General features: G+C 36.5%; 20 protein-coding genes. 10 read left to right on the forward strand and 10 right to left on the reverse strand.

The genetic code is table 11. The annotated features are described in order from the left end of the window. Nucleotides 1-47: 47 nt before the first annotated feature. Genes BTR25_RS23155 through BTR25_RS23165 form a run of 3 tightly spaced genes read right to left on the reverse strand, consistent with a single transcriptional unit; the run spans nt 48 to nt 1469 of the window. Nucleotides 48-500: a hypothetical protein gene (locus BTR25_RS23155; protein WP_075690357.1), complete on the reverse strand. Its 453-nt coding sequence runs from the start codon at nt 498-500 to the stop codon at nt 48-50. Between the two features lie 40 nt (nt 501-540). Then, nucleotides 541-966: a hypothetical protein gene (locus tag BTR25_RS23160; RefSeq protein WP_075690358.1), complete on the reverse strand. Its 426-nt coding sequence runs from the start codon at nt 964-966 to the stop codon at nt 541-543. A gap of 35 nt (nt 967-1001) precedes the next feature. Next, entirely contained in the window at nt 1002-1469 is a 468-nt protein-coding gene (locus BTR25_RS23165) for a hypothetical protein (RefSeq protein WP_083652522.1), read from the reverse strand. A 275-nt stretch (nt 1470-1744) separates the two neighbouring features. Between BTR25_RS23165 and BTR25_RS23170 the strand changes: the two genes are divergently transcribed. From BTR25_RS23170 to BTR25_RS23180, 3 genes are all read left to right on the forward strand, one after another. Then, nucleotides 1745-2182 (forward strand): hypothetical protein, encoded by a 438-nt coding sequence (locus BTR25_RS23170; protein WP_075690359.1) that lies wholly within the window; start codon nt 1745-1747, stop codon nt 2180-2182. A gap of 236 nt (nt 2183-2418) precedes the next feature. Next, nucleotides 2419-3660, forward strand: a complete 1242-nt coding sequence (locus tag BTR25_RS23175; protein WP_303046867.1) for a glycosyltransferase family 4 protein — start codon at nt 2419-2421, stop codon at nt 3658-3660. Further along, nucleotides 3653-4330, forward strand: coding sequence for a hypothetical protein (locus tag BTR25_RS23180; protein ID WP_075690361.1), 678 nt, complete (start codon nt 3653-3655; stop codon nt 4328-4330). Before BTR25_RS23175 ends, BTR25_RS23180 begins: the two co-directional genes overlap by 8 nt. A gap of 201 nt (nt 4331-4531) precedes the next feature. Here the strand turns inward: BTR25_RS23180 and BTR25_RS23185 are convergent, their stop codons facing one another. Together BTR25_RS23185 and BTR25_RS23190 are read right to left on the reverse strand one after the other, a co-directional pair. After that, on the reverse strand, nt 4532-5608 hold the full coding sequence (locus BTR25_RS23185) for a glycosyltransferase family 4 protein (protein WP_075690362.1): 1077 nt from the start codon (nt 5606-5608) through the stop codon (nt 4532-4534). Nucleotides 5609-5706: 98 nt separating this feature from the next. Further along, the gene (locus BTR25_RS23190; RefSeq protein WP_075690363.1) at nt 5707-6921 is read right to left on the reverse strand and encodes a glycosyltransferase family 4 protein; all 1215 of its coding nucleotides are present in this window, start codon (nt 6919-6921) and stop codon (nt 5707-5709) included. 323 nt (nt 6922-7244) lie between these two features. Between BTR25_RS23190 and BTR25_RS23195 the strand changes: the two genes are divergently transcribed. Together BTR25_RS23195 and BTR25_RS23200 are read left to right on the forward strand one after the other, a co-directional pair. Continuing rightward, on the forward strand, nt 7245-7931 hold the full coding sequence (locus BTR25_RS23195) for a class I SAM-dependent methyltransferase (protein WP_075690364.1): 687 nt from the start codon (nt 7245-7247) through the stop codon (nt 7929-7931). 34 nt (nt 7932-7965) lie between these two features. Then, nucleotides 7966-9336 (forward strand): glycosyltransferase family protein, encoded by a 1371-nt coding sequence (locus BTR25_RS23200; protein WP_075690365.1) that lies wholly within the window; start codon nt 7966-7968, stop codon nt 9334-9336. A gap of 21 nt (nt 9337-9357) precedes the next feature. Here the strand turns inward: BTR25_RS23200 and BTR25_RS23205 are convergent, their stop codons facing one another. The 4 genes from BTR25_RS23205 to BTR25_RS23220 form a co-directional block, all read right to left on the reverse strand. After that, the gene (locus BTR25_RS23205) at nt 9358-10020 is read right to left on the reverse strand and encodes a sulfotransferase family protein (RefSeq protein WP_083652524.1); all 663 of its coding nucleotides are present in this window, start codon (nt 10018-10020) and stop codon (nt 9358-9360) included. Between the two features lie 84 nt (nt 10021-10104). Continuing rightward, on the reverse strand, nt 10105-11079 hold the full coding sequence (locus BTR25_RS23210) for a CgeB family protein (protein WP_083652525.1): 975 nt from the start codon (nt 11077-11079) through the stop codon (nt 10105-10107). 8 nt (nt 11080-11087) lie between these two features. Beyond that, on the reverse strand, nt 11088-11579 hold the full coding sequence (locus tag BTR25_RS23215) for a hypothetical protein (protein ID WP_075690368.1): 492 nt from the start codon (nt 11577-11579) through the stop codon (nt 11088-11090). 174 nt (nt 11580-11753) lie between these two features. Further along, nucleotides 11754-12503, reverse strand: coding sequence for a BMQ_0737 family morphogenetic spore coat protein (locus BTR25_RS23220; protein ID WP_075690382.1), 750 nt, complete (start codon nt 12501-12503; stop codon nt 11754-11756). 326 nt (nt 12504-12829) lie between these two features. On the opposite strand from BTR25_RS23220, the gene BTR25_RS23225 reads away from it, so the two are divergent. The 3 genes from BTR25_RS23225 to BTR25_RS23235 all read left to right on the forward strand — a co-directional run bounded on the left by BTR25_RS23225 (nt 12830) and on the right by BTR25_RS23235 (nt 15946). After that, nucleotides 12830-15166 carry a coiled-coil domain-containing protein gene (locus BTR25_RS23225; protein ID WP_075690369.1) on the forward strand — a complete coding sequence of 779 codons (2337 nt, stop codon included), beginning with the start codon at nt 12830-12832 and terminating at the stop codon, nt 15164-15166. After that, nucleotides 15087-15599 (forward strand): M67 family metallopeptidase, encoded by a 513-nt coding sequence (locus BTR25_RS23230; protein ID WP_303046868.1) that lies wholly within the window; start codon nt 15087-15089, stop codon nt 15597-15599. The genes BTR25_RS23225 and BTR25_RS23230 overlap by 80 nt, the downstream gene beginning before the upstream one ends. A gap of 146 nt (nt 15600-15745) precedes the next feature. After that, nucleotides 15746-15946 (forward strand): hypothetical protein, encoded by a 201-nt coding sequence (locus BTR25_RS23235; protein WP_075690371.1) that lies wholly within the window; start codon nt 15746-15748, stop codon nt 15944-15946. Between the two features lie 136 nt (nt 15947-16082). Here BTR25_RS23235 and BTR25_RS23240 read toward each other — a convergent pair whose 3' ends face one another. Beyond that, entirely contained in the window at nt 16083-16343 is a 261-nt protein-coding gene (locus BTR25_RS23240) for a YecA/YgfB family protein (RefSeq protein WP_075690372.1), read from the reverse strand. Between the two features lie 234 nt (nt 16344-16577). Here BTR25_RS23240 and BTR25_RS23245 point away from each other — a divergent pair, with 234 nt between their 5' ends. Together BTR25_RS23245 and BTR25_RS23250 are read left to right on the forward strand one after the other, a co-directional pair. Continuing rightward, complete coding sequence (locus BTR25_RS23245) at nt 16578-16916, forward strand: DUF1360 domain-containing protein (RefSeq protein WP_075690373.1); 339 nt, start codon at nt 16578-16580, stop codon at nt 16914-16916. A 268-nt stretch (nt 16917-17184) separates the two neighbouring features. Next, nucleotides 17185-18102 (forward strand): NAD-dependent epimerase/dehydratase family protein, encoded by a 918-nt coding sequence (locus BTR25_RS23250; protein ID WP_075690374.1) that lies wholly within the window; start codon nt 17185-17187, stop codon nt 18100-18102. Nucleotides 18103-18383: the final 281 nt, after the last annotated feature.

Consider the following 18383-nt stretch of genomic DNA (forward strand, 5'->3'; position numbering starts at 1 on the left):
TTTTCATACTTATAAGCTTCAAATTAATTATTGGATTTCAGATCGTTTTAATCAATATTTCCTACAGCTAATCCCGTAAATGTTACGGGTCCAACTACGTTAACAGTACCCGCTGGAACGGAAAGAACCTCACCTCTTAATCTATAAACAATAAACCCACTCGATGCAGCTACGTTAAAATCAATGGTGGAAAAAGATACGGTATAAAAGGCTTCCGCAGGAGCTGGTTCAGGTGTAACCCTTTTATTGAAAATTTCCACTTCTGGACCAACACCGTCCGCCTGACGAAAAATCCGAAAAATGACCACAGGTGTGCCGGTTAAAGCCTGTATTCCGATTGTCCCTTTTAATTCAATCCGGTTGGTTGCCGGTACCGGCGGCACGATGAATATTCCTAAGTCCGCCAGCTGAATTCCGCCAACTGGTAGAGGAAAGGCTGGAACACCGCCCGTCTGGTTACTTGGCTCAGAGGCTTTATAATCAAGAATAATTTCTGGCATGCATTTTCACTCCTTTCAATGAGTTGTTTAGCTAATGAAGTTAATCAATGGGACCAAATGCTATACCGCCAAATGTAATGGGACCGGCTACACTTGCTGTGTTTGCAGAAGCTAATCGTTCAACTGTCAACATATAGTTGTGAGTACCTTCTGGTACGTTAAAATCTATTGCTGTCATTTTAACGGTATAAAATTGTTCATTTGCAGTTTGCAATCCTTGCCGGGTTGAAAAAATCAGAATTTCATCTCGGAAAATCCGAAATATAACCTGTGCAACGGACGACGTAGCCGCTACCCCTACAGTAGCATTCAATTCTACCCGATTACTTGCTGGTGTGCTGGCATTAAAAAGAATGGAAAAAGAGGCTACTGTTTGTTGGGAACCGAATGGTATGACTATAGGGGGGGTTGCTCCTAATCTGCTGGAAGGAACCGAATCGTTAAACGCCAAGATCGTTTCTGTCATTTTTTTACTCCTTTCTCACAAAGTTATTTGAGTGGTTAGGTTGTCCCAACTGCAAGACCACTAAATGTAACAGGACCTACAACCTGAGCCATAGTAAAAAGAGCTGGGTTACTATTGGCAACAGCTGCCTGTAATGTTAGCTGGTAGACATGAAAACCAAACGGAACACCTTCATCAATGGTACTCAAGGTAACATTGTAGTCGTGTGCCGGAAGTACTGGTGTATTTTGTAAACCAACTGTAGTATTAAAAATTTCTACTCCATCTCGGTAAATTCGGAAAAAAACCGCATTATTGAAAATAGAACCGAGCTGGGAATTAATTCCTACATCGGCAGACAAATAAACTCGATTACTTTCGGCTGATGGCGTAAGTTCGGAGAGGAACACTCCTAAATCAGCAACTTGCAACTGATTAGGTATTTGCGGAATTGATACCGCTGCCGTACCACCGAATGTATTGCTGGGTACGCTTGCTTTATAATCTAGTATTACATTAGCCAAAACTTTAACCTCCTTTCGGATATACTACTGTATATTATTAGAAACTTATAAAATAGCTTGTACTTTTAAACTATTTTTATTAAAGCTAATAATAAAATCTATTCTATGGTTATATCATTGAAATATAAATCGAGAAGTTAAGGGATATAAATTCTATTAAATTGGCGAATTCTACCAATTAGTGAAAATGTATGAATATATCAAGTAACTTGTCCATACAAAAATAGTTTTTAATACATAAGATTAACTACAACGAAAAAAAGGAGGTGATTAGTGTGACTAGATTCTTAGACGCTCAAATTTCTCAAAATATTAGCTATAGCGATGCGATTTCTATTCCTCTCTCTTCTACCCCTACTCTTTTTGCTACCCTTGGACTCAACCTTTCGGCTGCAGGGCCAAATAGACGTGTTCAATTTACTGGAACTATCGCAGTTAGTTCACTCGCTCAGGTATTAGTTCCGATTAATATTGAAATATACAGGGGGACAGGTCCAAATCGTGTTCTTGTTTATTCAGCTTCAGAAACATCACAAGTTTCAGGTACTTTAGGAGTTGCTTCAAGAAGAATAATAACTCTTACAGGTGCTGATTTTAACCCGCCACCTGCATTTTTAATCTATCAGGCTTTCATTAGCATACCAGGCGGAGTGCCAATTGCACCAACACGTACAGGTCCAGAAAGTTTTAATGCCCAAGCCTACTCCGACTGATCAAAAAAGAAGATAGTTCTTTAGGAAAATATTTTTAGAAAAAGGCAACTTAACCCAGTCTCTTGGACCAGCATCCCAAATGAACAAGGCATTGCGGTTCCTTTCAACTGGATACCGTGGTTTGAAGGGTGTGAGATCTAAACCAGCTATTGATTCTATTTAGATAATGATCGGGCAACCTTGCCGCCCGGTCCTTTTTTAGGTGGTATCATAAGATATGGTAACTCGAAAATGAGGTGTCAGAGTTGAAAATATTAATCGTAACATATTGGAAACACCCTGTTGTAGGGGGATCTGCCATGTACATTGAACAATTAAAAAATGGCCTGGAAAGGATAGGTCATAAGGTTGATATTCTTGCAAAGCATCCATCATTAAATCAATTCTATTTGGTTAATACAAATAAATTTATTGAAATTAATAAAATATCCAAGGTTGTAAATCAATGTATGGCGAATCGGGGTAGTTTTTCTTTTATTAATGAAATAAACCACCATTGCTTTGAACTAGCAGCCAGTTATTTCAATCTAGAAAATTATGATTTAATTCATACTCAGGATATTTTTTCTACACGGTTATTATCACGTGTAAAACCCAAAAAAACTCCACTCGTTGCAAGTATTCATGGCTGTATTGCGACCGAATATCTAATCCAAAACAGAGATCGATCATTTATAAAAAATCAAACCAACAACCCAAGAATGGATTTTGAATGGAGATATATGCAATGGCAGGAGTATATGGGCTCAGCTTCCAGCGACATCACAATTGTAGCAACACAATGGCTAAAGGATCTTTTAATAAATGATTTCCATGTAGAAGAAAAACAGCTATCGATCATTCCCTATGCTTTGGATATTGGTCAATTTAGAAAAAAAATGGAGGGGAATTCCCCTGTCCTTGCTCCAGCTGGTAAAACCGTTATCGTTTGTCCAGCCCGATTGGTGTTTATTAAAGGTCATAAAACTCTTTTAGATGCTCTTTCAAAATTAAAAAAACAGCGTACGGATTGGGTTTGCTGGATAGTCGGCGATGGAAATTCACGAAATGAGTTAGTAAGCATGGCTAGAAAGTTAAAACTGCTTCACAACGTAATGTTTCTAGGGTCGCAAGACAATATTCCAGCGATTTTAAAACAAGGAGATATCTGTGTACTCTCTAGCCTACAAGAATCTTTTCCATATGCGATTATGGAAGCTCATATGGCCGGGAAACCGGTGGTGGCTACTGATGCTGGTGGTCTGCCTGAAGCAGTAGCCCATGGCCATACGGGGTTCATATCACCAAAAGGAAATAGCGAACTTTTATATCAAAATATCCGGAAATTAATTGAAAATAAAGTTCTCCGACATTCAATGGCCTCTAACGCTCAAAAATGGGCAGAAGAGAGATGGAACTTAGAATTAATGGTAGAAAAAACAATAACAATATATGAGCAAGTGCTTAAACGTAAGAATGGGGGAGAGGTTAGTGAGTAGAGGTCAAAAAATTAATCAAGTAAGAAGGATTCAAACAAGGTTTCTTAAACCAATACAAGCAAATCGAAATAAGTTATCACCCTATAATAATCAATTTGGAAGGCCAATTAAGCAATTACTCCCTAACCGTCAGAAACAGAGAATGCCTTTACCTCAATCCCTTCCAAATCATCCTCATATTGAGAGATCAGCACTAAATGGTCAAATCAGAAGCCGAATCTGGTCATCAAAAATCAATCGGCAGCAGAGAAAACCAGTCAGGCACTTCCAAACCAATCAACAACAAAGAACACGACTCGGACAGCAAAAGGCAAATCAGCAGCTAAGACAACGAGTCAGATTTCCAAAGCCCAATCAACCGAAAAGGAATCGGGACGGAGCTCCCCAGCCTATTCAACAGCAGAAAGGGCGGATTCGATCATCTCAGACCAACCGACAGCAGAGAAGTCGGATAAGATCATCACACCTTCATTCTGAAATTGGAAGAAGGCATCCAGAAAAAGTGATAAATCGAATCAAATTTTTCACACCACAAGAATTACTACTCTTTGCCCCAGTACAAGAAAAGGCCATGTGGGAAATGATTGTTAACCGGCTTCCGCCCGACTATTCGATTCCTGATCCTCAATTTCTTCAGGTCTATAAATCTTTTAATAATCAAAAACGCTAAAAATCGTGCAGGCGACCGTAATTCCTTCGTGTTTCCACCTTAAAGGGATCTGTATTCATCGAACAGATGGATATGATATGAAAAATTAAATGTTTTCCTAAACCAAACCCCGGCTAGCTCCATGGAGTGCCGGGGGTTAGTTGCATTGAATCGAAAAACGATCTAATTGATTTCCGATTATAAATCTGTAGTCGATTATTACTAAACCTTTACTCCAAGTGAGCTAAGCATATTGATAAAATTTACACAATACTGATCAGGACTAAAATGTTTCTTTACATATTCAACGGCATGTGAACGAATATTTTCTCTTACTGTCTTGTTTGACATTAACTCTTTTGCTTGAATAACGGCTTCTGTAATATTTCCTAAAGTATAATATTTTCCGGTTTGATTATGAATAATTGAACTTCTTACACCATCTGAATCTGTAGTTAAAACAGGGCATCTACAGCTCATTGCTTCAAGGATAGACAATGGAGCTCCTTCTACCTTGGATGTTGAGCATAGAAAACCACCGGAATCTCCAATCATTGAGAAATAATCTGCCATTTGAGAATTAGGTACATTCGAATGTATTGTTAGATTATTTTTTAAGTTGAGTTGTTGAATTAATTTTTGAAACTCATTCCTTTCCTTAGGTGTACTGATTGTGGGATCTTCAAACATAAGTAACTGAAGGTTTGAGTTGAATGATTTGATTAGGTAGCTGCCTATTTGAAGAAACTCACGCCAATTTTTATTATCTTCAATTCTGCCTATCCAAGCAATCATAGGGGCTTTATTCAACGGTAAGGAGCGATAAGAAAATTGACTGGTATCAAAACAATTATTGAAACTGAATTTCGGAAAAGATGGATATAATTCATCTAATAATTGCGTAATGTGTGGAGTTTTTGGATTGAGGAATCCATTTGCATGCTGCATGACAAGGGGCTTCGCATTAGTAAGGGCATTTCTTGCTGTCTCCTTTGGGCCATATCCTTGGATTTCAATAATCATCTTCCCTCTGTAACCCAAGTTACGAAATCTCGGCAGCGCTTGAAAATCAGAAACTACCACAATAGCACTATAATTTCCTGTTTGTAAGATCTTTTTTATTTCATCATCATTATTTGTAATAAACGTAGTGGTATTATGATCATTGATCAACTGTCTTCTTTTTTCGTAGTAAAGGCAATGGCCATTGATATTATTCTTTTTAAGTGCTCTGCATCTTTGACGGTTTAAAGTCTCTACTCCTCCGCTCGGAACATAAAAAACAAATAATATATTCATTCATTTCCTCCCTTTGCATGAGATTAAGTTAATAAACCTTAGGAAAAATGTTGGAGAGTATCAAAAGAAATAAGTTTCCAGAATGCTAATTTTAATATTTATTTATTAGAAAGTGCTCTTTGGTATACATCTAACAAGTTTTTAACAGCTGTATCAATAGACCAATAAGGCAGAGCCCATTTTTGAGCATTAGAACCAAGATATTCTCTGTATTGATCGTGTGCTAATAAATAGTTTAAATTTGTGCATAAAGTATTAGTATCTCCCGCAGGTGAAATAACACCTGTGGTTCCATGTTCAACCATCTCAGGCAATCCTCCGGCATCACTTACGATAACAGGTTTTCCGGCAATTTGAGCTTCTATGACCGATAAAGGCTGATTATCAAGAAGACTGGGGAGAACAAAAATATCCGAATTGGACAACAAACTGGGGATGTCATCCCGCTTCCCTAAAAATAAAATATCTCTTTCTAAACCCAAAATCTTCCTTTGATACTCTAAATCTTTTTTTTTGCTTCCGTCTCCTGCAATCCAGCAAACCCAATCGGAGCGTAAGCTTTTTAATTGGCTGAGAGCAGTTATCAAATGTTGAACCCCTTTTATCTCAACCAGCCGGCCTGTAAAAAGTATCACTTTCTTGTCAGACGGGCGCTGAATGGAAGACGCTTCGTTCATTCGTTTAACAAATGTATCTGTATCGTATCCATAGTGAAGCACTTTTAGCTGCTCAACGGGTACATGGAATTCGTTTGTTAACAAGTCCTTTAACCATTTATTTGCTACGAGTGTATATTCAGCACTCGTAGCCCCGTTATATTCCATTTTCGCAAAATATTCTATGATTAGGTTTGATGTGGTGTTTTTATAAACGTTAGTGGCGAAATGTTTCATTTCTTGAGCAACACTTCCATGAAGTGTAGCAACTAAAGCCGTTCCTTGCGGCCTTATTCGATTTATACAAGTGGTAGAAAGGACATCTTGAGTGTGAATTAAGTCATACTTTCCTAGATTGAAATAAGCAGCTCCTAATTCAAAACAATACCGTAGATGCTCATAATAATTCAATATTGGGTTTTTATAATAAAGAGACGATTCGGATTGTTCATGTATTTTATTAATAACGGGAAGTAAGCATTTGTTTTGAATAACCTGCTTTTTTGTTACAATGTGTAAATAATTATTACCTTCTCCATACCCTAGTAAGTCCACCTCATGCCCAAGAGATTCAAGCTTTTCTTTTAACTGCTTCATATAATTCCATACTCCACCCACATGTGGAATACCCCAAAACGTAGCAAGCAGTATTTTCATTTAAACATCTCCCTTTGTTTTAACTAGACAGAAAAGATTCCATTATCTTTTATAAGTATTCATGTAAAAAGTGAGTGTCATAGACTCCTGTCTTTTTGTTTTACTCAATAATTGTACCTCTATGGAGATATTTGTTTTCGTTTTGTCATTTAAACATATGAACAGATCATATATATAATGAAGGAATTGGTATAACCCGCCAATAAAATCCCAAATGGAATTAGTTTTTATATAATGAAGAAATTGGTATTCGAAACCACCACGAACCAAATACATATGCATGCAATATATTAAAAGTAACTGTCGGGGGAGGGAATCTTGAAATGTGGAATCAATATTATGATTTAAAACTTACCGAACTGGATATACAAAATGTGCGCCATCGCAGTATAATAGGCGGAATGTGGGAAGAAATGGGAGAGAAACAAATTGCATTTTTAAAAGAGAAGGGGCTGAAGCCGCATCACGAACTCCTGGATGTAGGGTGCGGCAGTCTGCGAGGTGGAATTTATTTTATTAAATATTTAAATGAAGGCAAGTACAGCGGTTTGGACATCAATCCTTCGCTTATACAAGCAGGGCAGTCAGAACTTAAAAAGGCCAATTTAACTGGAAAGAAACCAATTCTTTTGGTTAACGATAACTTTTATTTCCATCTTTTCAAAAAGGAGTTTGATTATGCAATTGCTCAGTCGGTGTTAACTCATTTACCAGTAAATGTTATCCAAAGGTGCCTAGTCAATATTGAAAAGGTATTAAATCCAGGGGGAAAATTTTACGCTACGTTTTTTGAATCTCCAGAAAAGTCCAATGATAATCCCGTAAACCATCCGGGAGGACTTACTACTTACCTTGACAAAGATCCGTACCATTATCATCTTTCCATATTTGAATATTTAATTAAGGATACTTCCCTACAGCTTGAATATATAGGTGATTGGGGACACCCAAGGAATCAAAAAATGATTTGCTTTACTAAAATGGAAACATCACAAGGTAATCAGACCTAAGGAGAATTGTTTCTAAAAGAAAGGAGGAATATGTATGAATCTCAGTAACTTTATTGATTCTTTAATCCAAAATGTTGAAAAGGATAAAGTGTTACATTGTTGCCATGCAAACGACCTAAATAGTAACAACCTATATAAAGTTATTATTCTTTCAAACTTTTTGGAATATATCCCTGTCTTTGAAATGGAGGCGATTTGGGGGGGAATAAAAAAAAACCTTTGTCCGGGCGGTCTGATTATCATTAAAACGGTTCTATATGACAATCCTAATGAACTTGAGGAGGATGAAATAGATTCCGTTGGGATCCGCTGTAACAAACAAACAGGAGGGACAATGTTACGGGATTGCCTTCGACATGATTTGATTATGGCTTCATCTGAAGAAGGGTGTTTTGCACTCGTGAGGCAAGAAGACCTTTCTTTATTTAGTAATGAACAAAAGGAACGATTTGTAATTCATCATAAAAGGTTGTTAAACCAATATGGTCTTGATATAAAGGAAAAATATGTGGAAGAGGAATATCGCCGTTTGGTACCTGGGGCGGGCCGGTTAATGATTGGATGTGTGGCGGAAAACAATAAGAAATATCAAACACAGGCCCTCAGACTTGTACAATCAATCCGTTGGTTCGGCGGAAGTATGGCAGGGGCAAATATTTTTGTCTGTATGGTTGAAGAAGCAGATCCGGAATATGTTAAAGAGCTAGAAAAATGGGGGGTATTTGTAAGAATTGTGAGTCGTTTTAGTATATCGCACCCCCCTTCTAACAAGCTCAGGTTGTTTGAATTGCCAGAAGTTTCTTCTTACGACACGATCATGCTTTTGGATTGTGATACAATTATCGTCCAAGACCCTTCACCTTTTATTGATGGCGATCATTTCCAGGCAGAAATAGCAGCGGGGTTAACTGTTCCTAATGCTATTTTTCATAAACTTTTTGCCCATTACCGTCTCCCGCTACCAAAGCAAAATTATCTCACAGCCATAACAAAGCAGAGAACAATTTGGTATTGTAATGCAGGTGTATTAGTTTTCCCAAGAGCATTGATACAGTCTTTTTTTCCTATTTGGAGAAAATACACACAAGATCTGTCACAAAAAAAATATTTGTTAGGCAAGCAGTATTTTTTCTGTGAGCAGGCTTCCTTAACCATCGCCTTTGCCGACCATCCTTTACCTTTTGCAAGATTGCCTTTACAAATGAACTTTCATCTAACTCTCAACATGAGCAACGAGATGAAACGATGTGATCCAGTAATCATTCACTATCACAAAATGAATGATGCAACAGGATATTTAAAATACATTTCAAAAAACTCCTATTCAAACAAGAGGATTCATCTTTTTAATGAACGATTAAAAGGGTATTTATCAAGTGTAATTGCAGACGAAGGAGTAGTGTAAGAATGGTATGATAAATTTTCCTTAAAAAGTTTTTAACTTTTTGTCTAGAAATTCTTTAACCTCCTTGAGCCGATAATCAGGGGGGTTACCGGTTAGTTTGTTTATTTGGCTGACAAAAGCTTCTGGATTATTTAAGAAATCTTGATAAGAAACATCGATTATCTTTTCAGGAGACAGGCCGTAAGTATGACGGTAGTGATAGAGGCTTTTTAGATAGGGTATTAATATAAGATTTGCCGTTCCAATCGTGTTCCGATCCCGACTTGCCAGAGAGCGGACCGAGGCTTCGAATGGCCGATGCACAAACACATAGGTGATATCCGCAGCCTCTTCTAAATATGGTTTCCAGAGTTCAAACGTTAACAATGTGCGTGGATCTTTAAGTCCCCATATAGATTTCCGATTTTTTTCAATAAATGTGCGGATTTTTGAAACTGAAATCTTGGTTTCCGTGATTTTTCCTTGGAGAGGTGGTTTGTTCCATGAACTGTTGACGCTTCTCAGAATTTCCTGATTTAATTGTACAAATTCAACATTTTCAAAATGGCCTTTTTGATTATGCTTGGTTGCCTGAAGGAGCCTATTTCCCATATGAATACCTAATAGATGCATAACACCCGCAGTAGCACTAGACCCGGAACGGTGAAGGCATAAAACAAGGAAAAGCTTACTTTTTTCCTCCAAATGTAACATCTCCTTCGAAATCGAGATAAAAGATTTTTTCAAACTATACTTAACTAAAAAGGGCTATCCAACTGAACGATGCTTTTATTTGGTTGAATCCTTAATCAGCTCCAACATTTTTTCAAGCCTCTTCTCAAAAGTATGTTCCCTCAGGACGCGTTTTCTTGCATTGTCCGCAATCCTTTGTCGTTCTACTTCAGATTTCAGAAAGTAATCAATCTTTTGGCAAAGCTCCTGATTATTTTTGAATGATACGATTTCCTCATTTTCTATAAAATAGTGTTGTAAATCCTCTTTGTATTGAATCAGTTGAAATGAACCGCACGCTGCGGCATCGAAGGTTCTGTTATTTATACTTTTGCCAACAATCCCCAGTTTGTTTTGGTTTTGCTTTAGATTAAACGGCCGAAGTGTATTTAACACGATCTTTGCACCGTTATAAAAATCAGCGACAACGGTAGGAGGTACCCATCCTTCATGAATCATTAATTTGGGGTTGCTTCGGAAGCGAAATAAACGGTTTGACCAATTACCCACAACTTTAATATTGTAGACTGTATTTTGTAAAAGGAACTGAATAAATTGTACTCGATCCGGATAAGGAAACCCTACAAGGCAAATATCGCTCTTGTATTTTGTTTCCACTACCTTAGGTTTAAATACATGTGGTTCTGCAGCAAGTGGTAATTGGTAGGCATGCAAATGACCGTTGTTTTTATAATATTCAAGTGCTGCAGAATCAATGGTAAAAACATAATCAAAATATTTAGAAAGCAATTGTGTTCGATCCATAAAATAGGGATCTTCCGTGAACCACACAGCTGTCTTAACTTCCTGTTTCTTTAACCAATGAACCATTTGGATAGGTAACTTAAACCCAACTAAGGTAAGGGCAACCTCTGGATTAAACTTTCTAGTAAGCAACTGCAAATTAGATAGTCCGTCCTTGAAATGGAAAAATTCCACTTCATGGTTTTTTCTTAGCTCACTAACAATCCATTCTTCAAAATAATCATAAATTCCTTTATAGCTGGAAGTAATAAATAATATTTTCATCATCACGTCACCTAATAGTTTACTGTAATACTGTTTAATGCGGGAATTCCGTCTTTTATTTCATCACAATAAAAAAATCCTTCAACCACTACAAACTTTTGTTCACTCGTTTTTGTAATACGCAGTTCGTTTGCAAAGATTAGATTTCCACCAGGTTCTATATACCTGCAAATATTAGGTTTTAGAATGTGTTCTCCTGTTTCCAAGATTTTTTCCTTCCAATTATCAAAAAGGTAATGCCAAGTTTCTGTATTTGTTCCATCAATCATTAGGGCAGTGTGGGATACTGATCCGATTTTTCCTCCAAGACGGACATTTTTTGGAGGATTTGTTCGTAAACAGATGATTGGATTATTAAGTGTTTTTTGACCTGTATTTTTCATGATGAAATTTCCAATGATCGTCAAATCTCTTTCTTCTTCCTCTATATCAGGAAGCATTACGGCGTAATTGAACCAAGCCTGCCCCTCTGCAATTATCTGTTCTTTTCTTTTCCAGAACAAATGAATTCCTCCCCCCCGATTAGCAAAGATTTCCTAATATTCTATGCAACTAATTTTAATTCATGATAGTAAAGGGTTTTCAATGAAATGGACTGGCACTTTAATGTTTGTGCTTAAAAACAAAAAAAAGGAGGTGGAACACCTCCTTGAATTAACACTTATGTCCCGTCTCTATTAAAGAGTGGGAGTGGGTCCTACCCCTGGGAAGATTGTAGGACATTGTGGCGGGAATGCAAGTGGCGGACATACAAACGGCATATCTGTCCGAGGCTGACAGAAGTCTGCAGTAATTTCTAGTTTTACTAATGCCTCCATCTGAACATTTTGGCATAAATTGATGGAGATATCGAGTTGTTGGAATTCGAAAGTTCCAGGTGTAGCTAATGGACGACAAATTAGGTTAGCATCACATTCAAAGTCAGTTATTTCACATTGAAGGAACGTGCCAGGAGGCGCACAAAGGAAAAACTTTTCAGAAACAGCCCAAGGAATTGGTAGGGATGTACAAACATCTCCTGCAGGATTTGTAACACGAACAACAATAAACCCCTTTTTCAATACCTTTACCTTCTGTAGTGTAATTGTTGATCCATCAGGCAATTGAAACTGCCCGGTTGCACGACCTTCTGGCTGCGGGATTTCTTGACATAAAATAGCACCAGGTGCTAAAGGGTCGATAGGGTTTCCGTCCTCGTCTGAAGGGAAACAATCTACGATATAGTTACCACCTAGAATAGCACAAGGGTCATCAGAACCTGGTGTTGGTGTGATTCCCCCCGGGCAATCAAAGAACAATGTTGAGCCAAGGTCACCTCTATCAAAGGCCAATAGAGGAACATCTACTTGACGAGTTACCCAGTCGTAGACTTTGTTTACTTTGATACAAAGAGTCTCCTGACCACCGCTTATAGCTTTAAAATCCATGAAAAAATCATCCTTTCTTTTCTTTATATTTCTTTTTTTGGGTTGAGTCTCATGCATCCTATGCTGCTATCCTGAAAAGTGTTAAGGTTTGTTTGAATTTTCATAAAATCAGGAAGGGACAGAAGGGAATCAATAGCTCACCCATTACAATATATTCCTTAAGTACTTGAATGTTCTCTAAATTTACAGTAAAACAAGCTAAATATTAATTACACCCCACTTTTCCCTTAAATTGAAAAATAATAAAATGCATGGTGTTTTGTAAAGGTTAGACTAGAACTCGCATAAAATGTGAAAATGGGCTTTCGCCTAGAGGAGGAAAAAGAATGTTAAAAGGGCAGCGTTTTGACAAACTAACCCAAATGCAGCTACAGCAGAAAGTGATTCATCTGGAGTCAGAACTTTTAAAATGCCAATCAATTAGTGAAACAAAGGAACGAAGTAACCGTGAGCAAGTGATTAGGCTGCTACAAGATAATAATAATTTAAGAAGGGAAATGCAAAAGATCCTTAATGATTATAAGACATATGCTCAAGATAGAGATGAGCTCATTATTGAATATAATAAGATGTTTCAAAAAAATAAAGCTTATCAAATCAAATTAACTCAACTAAAGGAGAACAATGATGTACGGGAGATAGTTTTGAAAAATGACCGGATTGCAGAAGAAAATGACAAACTTGTCAAATTGGCTGAAGAGTTAAGAAAAGAAGCACAAAGGCAGAAGGAAATCTCGGAAAAATTATTGAATGAAAAACAAGAAAAGGAAGTCCAATTGGAGCAGTTAAAAAAGGGAATATCCCTCTTGAAGGAAGAGCATAAAGAGTCTCAACAAAACCTTTTTAAAGGACATGATCGGGAAGTTGAAATTCGAAAACTTGAACCTTTATTGAAAAAGGCGATTAAAGAAAGAGAAGAAGTCTTTGAACATAACGAAGCATTACAGGCTAGTCTTAATGAATTACGTCTAAAAATAACTGAAAAGGACGAAAGAAATGGAATTTTACAACATAGTATTAAACAGTTTCAAGAGGATACCGAAGAATATAAAAATAGGGTTGAGGCACTTGAGAAAAGAGAAAAAACTTTAAGCCAGCAAAATAATGATATGGATGCAGAGTTATTGGAGGTAAAGAAGTTAATTAGCCAGTTGAATGAGGAAAAAAGAAATTTGCAAAACGAGCTGCAATTGAAAAATAAGGAATTAGAAGATGTAACTGTTCATAATAAAAATTATGTTCAGCAATTTGAAGTTTTAAATGAAAATATGGAACAAATAACTAAGAAAAACGTAATCTATTTACAGAAGATTACCCAATTGGACTCAGAGAAGTATGCTGTACTTGAGGTTTTAGGGAATAATCAAACAGGACTTTTGGATGTAAAAAAACAAATAACGGAATTAGAAACCTTAAAAAGCAAACTATTAGCTCGTCTGAAAAATAGGCTAAAAGAGGTAAGGAGACTAGGGAAAGAGAATCGTCAGATAATAGAAGAAAAAGTCGGCCTTCAAAAAAAAATTAAGATTCTCACAGAGGAAAACGTTTCAATTCGTGAGAGTGTTGTACAATTCTCAATGAAAAGGGAGGCCGACGAGAAGAGACTCGATAATATAACCTCCCAACTAAATGGTGTTTTTACTCAAACAAAAACAATCATTAGGACGGCATCTTCACTGCAAGGCCAATTGGAAGCAAAAAATAGAGTGATTAATCAACTAAAAAAGGAGCATGAGAAACTTATGCAAGAGATAATTCAGCTTAATGATGACCTTGAAAAGTCGGAGGCTAGAAAGAGTGAGCTTGAAAATCAGATTGAAGTGATGAAAACCGAGTTACTGAAAGCCCAAGACTCCTTGACTCGCCTCGAACTCTTTGAAACAGAAAAACTCAAGCTAAAAGATGAATTGGAAGTGAAAATTGAAGAATTTAATAATCTAACCCATAACTATCAGCGTGAAAAAGATTCCTACCTGGAGGTACTAGAACACGTCCAGGATCAGGTGAATGTGTATAAAGAAAAATCAGAGTCTTTTGATGCAGAAAAAGGCTCATGGTCCAAACAAATTGATGAATTAAAATCTGAATTAGCAAAAACAAAGGCTACCCTCGTGAAAATGGAGGAACTGGAGCAGAAAAAAGAAGAGTTAGCGGCAAAATTGAAAGCTAAAGAATTAGAAATTTATAAAATCCAAAAGGAAAGTGAAAGGGCCCTTCAAGATCAGATGATACACTTTACTTCTGAGATAAAATTGTATCAAGAAAAAATTGGTCAATATGAAAAAGACAGAGTGAATACAGAAAAACAATTGGAAGAATTGAATGCTAAATTTGTGGTAGTAGAATCCAGTTTGAAAGAAAAGGAAAATTTTATTAGGCAATATATCACACAACCACCTTTGACTTCTGGAATTCAAAAAGCAGTACAACCAACTGTAGAAGCCATTAAGCAACATGAGCAGCCATTAGCCTTAGAAAACAAACCATCTATTCCTCAGGAGCCGCAATCAGGAGATTGGTTTCATCGAAATATTTCACAACAGCAAGGTATATATCAAAATGCTCAGAAAAATGCGAATTCAAATGCCACAACACTCGATTTTTTCACATTACGAAGTAAAACAACCCAGCCTCCCTCTTCCGGATCCGGATCTATTTATTGAAACAAAAGGGATTCAGGAAGAAAATAATCAAGAGTTTTATATTAAGAAATCTGTTTATGAAGAAATGATTGCTTATTGTAAACAAGGGTTGCCTTATGAAGTATGTGGTTTACTTTCGAGTATAAATGAAACAGGCAGCACTTTATGGAAAATAAAAAATGAAACCCGCCAACTTAATCGATTTTATATGTCTAAAGAGGCTATTAAAGGTGCAGTTATGGAAATGAATAAGAATGATGAAAAACTAACAGCAATTTTCCATTCACATCCCACTTCACCAGCAATTCCTTCATCACGGGATATTGAAAACAACCCCTATGATCAACTTGCTTACTTTATTGTTTCATTTCATAAAGAAAAAGTACATGTAGGTTGTTTTAGGATGAACAACAAAAAAGTCATCCCATTGACATTAATAATATCAAATAATTGACTTAACGGCGGCCTAGTGGAACGCCGTTTTCTGTTGGTTTATGAAACTAATTTTTTTAACCATTTTCTAACTCATAAATGGGAACACATCACAATTCAAAGAAACATATAATTATAAGAACCCTAAATAGCAAGGAGGTAGTTAAATTGAAAAACAAACGGGTTGACAAAATCGTAAATGGATCTCCTTCTTCTAATTTATTACATCAATCAAAAGTTTATATGGGTCGAAAAATAGCTGCCAGTTATTCAACACAGGGGGCAGTATCCAATAAAAGGGTGAAGTCTGATTCTGGGGGATGCGGCTGCGGAAAACCCAAACAGATAGGAGTAAAAAGCAAATATTAACCAAGGAAAATCTGGAAGACCTCAGCTCAAATACAAAAACATGTTAAATAGACCGTATTTTGCGGCCTATTTAACATGTTTTTACTCAATCATTCTCTGAAAACTCCTAAATTCAATAAACAATAGAGAGACAAGCTTATAACTTAATATCAACTTCTTTTGGGTAACAGCAAAATTTAAACTTCTTTTCTTTACCGCAGGGACATGGATCATATAATCTTTCCTTCATCTTTGCCTTTACAATTTTTTTTAGGTGGGAAATATCAACAAAAGGCTTCATTCGGATTATTGCTTGAATGCCATAGCTTTCGCATAATTTGGCAACTTGTGCGGCTTGTAATTCTGTAACAACAGAACAGACTATCTGCTTTTCTTTTGGCAACTTATTATACTCCATAAAAAGTCCTCCCTTTCGTTGTAGTACACCATCCCCAATTTACTTTATTCGGTACCTCCTTCATTCATTCATTAATGGAAAATATATGCGATTGTCAAGACCTTGATTCTCAGCCAATGAGAAGTAAAACAATTGTCAGAACCCTGTGTTTTTTCCTTCTTGATAAAGGTGATGGAACGTTTAAAGGGGCTATACATACAATGTATCAAATTATACATGAAATGAGGTGTGTGAATGTACAGTTTGGATTGGATTGATTTATTTATAATCATTTTTGCATCCTTTCGAGTAACTCATTTAATTGTCTATGATAAAATTACTGCATTTATCAGGCGACCATTTTTCTCTGTAAACATAGTAGAAAATAATTTCGGCCAATTAGAGGAGAATGTGGAAATCAAGGGGACAGGGATACGTTATTTCATCGGTTCTCTTTTAAGCTGTTTTTGGTGTGTAGGATTTTGGTCCTCTTTGACTGTAGTAATTGTTTATCTATATTTTCCGGTAACTTTTCCACTTTTTCTTGTTCTAGCCGTCGCAGGAGCTGCTGCCGTAATAGAATCAAAAATTTAGCTTGTAGGTACTCGCCTTTCCACATTTTTAAAAGTTATTCCCAAAAAAAAGAAAGTAGGAGAAGACCACTTTCTTAAAAGAATTTTTCATGGATTAATACATGATACTCAAAGTCTAGTATTTGAATGTAGTAAACCTGTCCTAATGGCGAAAATTAAATCTTTCAGGATAATGAAAAAAAAAGACTTTAAACGAATAAAGGTTAATGTCTTAAACTATTTCAATTAGCCAGCAAGGGTTGGGAAGAAAAAGGAGGTAAATTATTTTTATGAAGGTGTTCGTCACTGGAGGCGCTGGTTTTATTGGTTCTCATTTGGTTGATGAGCTTATTAAAAGAGGATTTAAAGTTCATGTACTCGATAACCTAATAACGGGAAGGTTGGAAAATGTCCATCCTTCTGCCAACATTCATGTAGAGGATATTCGCGGTACAAAGGCTAAGCAGATAATTATCAAGGAAAAGCCGGATATAGTATTCCATTTAGCCGCCCAGGCGGATGTTGGAAAATCTATCAGTGAACCAAATTATGATGCGGGTGTCAATATTAATGGAACAATTAATATTTTGGAAGCTTGTCATGAAGCTCGGGTAAAGAAAATCATCTTTGCGTCGACATCAGCAGTTTATGGAGATTTGGAGACTGATTTATTATCGGAAACCGATTTGACTGTACCCATTTCGTATTATGGAGTATCAAAATTAAGTGCGGAATCCTATATCCGTTTATTTTCTCAACTGTATAAACTTCCATTTACTATTCTCCGATATGGAAACGTATATGGTCCAAGGCAATTACCAAAGGGAGAAGGAGGGGTTATAGCAGTTTTTCTTAATCGCATAATGAGGAATGAGATGTTGTTGGTACATGGGGATGGTGAACAAACCAGGGACTTTATTTATGTAAAGGACATTGTTTTAGCCAATGTCGCCGCAATCAAACGTGGAAACCATCAAATTTATAATATCAGCACCTCAAAGACAACGTCCATTAACCAATTAATCGGCTTCTTAAGAATAATACACGGTTCCTCTATTGGCTACGTTTTTGTTGATGGTAAAAACGGTGATATTAAACATAGCTGTCTTAATAATCAAAACGCTTTGCAGTCGCTTGAGTGGCATCCTACTTTTGATATTCTTAAAGGTTTAGAGGACACTTATGCTTATGTACGTGCAGATGGATAGTCTTAATCAAAAATTCCACTATATTCCTTTTATAAAGGATAAGGGATAGGAAGTGTAGTGATTGCCAGAACCTAATGATAATAACCATCAATTGTTGACATTTTTCTTTATTAGCAATTATCTTGGTGAAAATTTGATTCTATTTATAGAAGAATATATCTATATATTAATCATTATATTGTATATTTATCTCGTATAAATATTTGAGACTCCTCTATTTAAAATTCCTCAAACATTGTGGGCATGTAAAATGTACAAGCTGGTAACCTCTACCAAAATTA

The organism is Bacillus sp. MRMR6 (assembly GCF_001940785.1).
GTDB lineage: Bacteria > Bacillota > Bacilli > Bacillales > Cytobacillaceae > Neobacillus.

Coding starts and splice junctions, on each gene's coding strand:
- BTR25_RS23250 (WP_075690374.1), top strand. CDS start 17,185: ATGAAGGTGTTCGTCACTGGAGGCGCTGGTTTTATTGGTTCTCATTTG.
- BTR25_RS23220 (WP_075690382.1), bottom strand. CDS start 12,503: ATGGATTTTAAAGCTATAAGCGGTGGTCAGGAGACTCTTTGTATCAAA.
- BTR25_RS23245 (WP_075690373.1), top strand. CDS start 16,578: ATGTACAGTTTGGATTGGATTGATTTATTTATAATCATTTTTGCATCC.
- BTR25_RS23185 (WP_075690362.1), bottom strand. CDS start 5,608: ATGAATATATTATTTGTTTTTTATGTTCCGAGCGGAGGAGTAGAGACT.
- BTR25_RS23160 (WP_075690358.1), bottom strand. CDS start 966: ATGACAGAAACGATCTTGGCGTTTAACGATTCGGTTCCTTCCAGCAGA.
- BTR25_RS23155 (WP_075690357.1), bottom strand. CDS start 500: ATGCCAGAAATTATTCTTGATTATAAAGCCTCTGAGCCAAGTAACCAG.
- BTR25_RS23225 (WP_075690369.1), top strand. CDS start 12,830: ATGTTAAAAGGGCAGCGTTTTGACAAACTAACCCAAATGCAGCTACAG.
- BTR25_RS23240 (WP_075690372.1), bottom strand. CDS start 16,343: ATGGAGTATAATAAGTTGCCAAAAGAAAAGCAGATAGTCTGTTCTGTT.
- BTR25_RS23210 (WP_083652525.1), bottom strand. CDS start 11,079: ATGATGAAAATATTATTTATTACTTCCAGCTATAAAGGAATTTATGAT.
- BTR25_RS23200 (WP_075690365.1), top strand. CDS start 7,966: ATGAATCTCAGTAACTTTATTGATTCTTTAATCCAAAATGTTGAAAAG.
- BTR25_RS23190 (WP_075690363.1), bottom strand. CDS start 6,921: ATGAAAATACTGCTTGCTACGTTTTGGGGTATTCCACATGTGGGTGGA.
- BTR25_RS23230 (WP_303046868.1), top strand. CDS start 15,087: ATGCCACAACACTCGATTTTTTCACATTACGAAGTAAAACAACCCAGC.
- BTR25_RS23195 (WP_075690364.1), top strand. CDS start 7,245: ATGTGGAATCAATATTATGATTTAAAACTTACCGAACTGGATATACAA.